The organism is Pseudomonas sp. P5_A2_2, from assembly GCF_054177685.1.
On sequence record NZ_JBGCUL010000892.1, the window covers coordinates 1 to 1,816 of the forward strand.

General features: G+C 57.5%; 1 protein-coding gene and 1 pseudogene. Both read right to left on the reverse strand.

Annotated features, from left to right (window positions below; all coding sequences use genetic code 11):
• The coding region (locus ACXRVY_RS26990) for an efflux RND transporter permease subunit (protein ID WP_458238730.1) at window positions 1–1,639 on the reverse strand (1,639 nt) is incomplete at its 3' end.
• Window positions 1,636–1,816, reverse strand: a pseudogene (locus ACXRVY_RS26995) (efflux RND transporter periplasmic adaptor subunit); the annotation flags it as partial. The pseudogene ACXRVY_RS26995 and the gene ACXRVY_RS26990, both read right to left, overlap by 4 nt.

The following is a 1,816-nucleotide window of genomic DNA, read 5'->3' on the forward strand; positions in this document are numbered from 1 at the left end:
GGCTCATGCCGAGGATCGCCACGACAAACGAAGCGACGACAGTACCGGCCACCAGCCATTTGCGAGCGATGACTCGCGTCAAAACCTGGCGGAAGCGGTTGTAGTTGGGGGTGTTGTAGATGGCCGCGTGACCACCCTCGACTTTCTTGATGTTCGGCAGCATCTTCACCCCCAGGTATGGGGTAAAAGCGACCGCAACCACCCAGGAGGCAATCAGGGCAATGCCCACGATCCAGAACATGTTGCTGGTGTACTCGCCGGCTGTCGATTGCGCGAAGCCGTTGGGCATAAAGCCGATAGCCGTCACCAGCGTACCGGAAAGCATCGGCGCGGCCGTATGACTCCAGGCATACGCGCCAGCTTTGATGCGGTCGTAGCCCTCTTCCATTTTCACCACCATCATTTCGATAGCGATGATGGCGTCGTCCACCAGCAGTCCGAGCGCCAGAATCAACGAGCCGAGGGTAATACGGTCAAAGTTCTTTCCAGTGGCCGCCATCACCACAAACACCACGGCCAACGTCAATGGCACAGCCGCAGCGACCACAACGCCTACACGCCAGCCCATGCTGAGAAAGCAGACAAGCATCACCACAAGCAGCGCGACGAAAAATTTGACCATGAACTCGCCGACGGCCGAACTGATATTTACAGATTGATCGGTGACCTTGGAGAGCGTCATGCCCAAAGGCATGCCTTCATTTATCTTGACCGTCTCCGCGTCCAACGCCTTGCCGAGGTCAAGGCCGTTCCAGCCCTCACGCATCACGATCCCCAGCAACAAGGCCTCTTCACCGTTATTGCGCACGAGAAAGGTTGCCGGATCTTCATAACCACGTTCGATCGTCGCCACGTCAGAGAGTTTGAGCGTGCGCCCCTGAACCGCAATGGGTGTGTCACGAATCTTTTGCACCTTATCGAAGGCGCCATCCAGCCGGAGGAAGACCTGTGGCCCATTGGTTTCGATCGAACCCGCGGGCGTGAGCACGTTTTGATTATTCAGCGCGGCAAAGATGTCCTGAGGAGATACGCCCAAGGTGGCCAGCCGATCATGGGAAAAGGAAACAAAGATACGTTCGGGCTGCTCCCCAATAATGTTGACCTTCTTCACGCCCGGCACATGCAACAGTTGTTGGCGCAACGACTCTGCATCACGCACCAACAGTCGCTGCGGCTCGCCTTTGGCTTTCAGGGCGAAAAGCGCAAATGTCACGTCCGAAAACTCGTCGTTGACCATTGGCCCGATGACACCTGCCGGCAGCTTCCTGGCCTCGTCGTCGAGCTTTTTACGCGCCTGATAGAACTCCTCCTGCACTTGCGAGGGCGGCGTACTATCGAGCAGCGACACCATCGTGAAAGCAAGGCCAGGACGGGTATAGGTTTCCGTGCGGTCGTACCATTTCAGTTCTTGCAGGCGTTTTTCAAGTGGCTCTGCTACCTGATCCTGCATCTCCTGCGCCGTGGCGCCCGGCCACGCGGTAATGACCGTCAACTGCTTGACCGTAAACGGAGGATCTTCCGCACGCCCCAGCTGAAAGAACGACAAGATGCCCGCAACGGCAATCAGGAAGATCAGAAACACCGTGATAGAGCGCTCACGAACGGYGATCGCGGAAAGATTGAAGCGCCCCTCGCTCATGGACGACCCCCGGCAACTTTGACGTCATCCTGTTGAGGCAATCTCACCTCTTCACCTTCGCGCAACAGATGTGCGCCTAACGCTACGATCTGCTCGCCGACCTTGAGGTCACCCGCGACTCGCACTGTGTCATCGCTCAAGCCCAGGACTTGTACAGGTCGCCAGGCCACCTTCGCC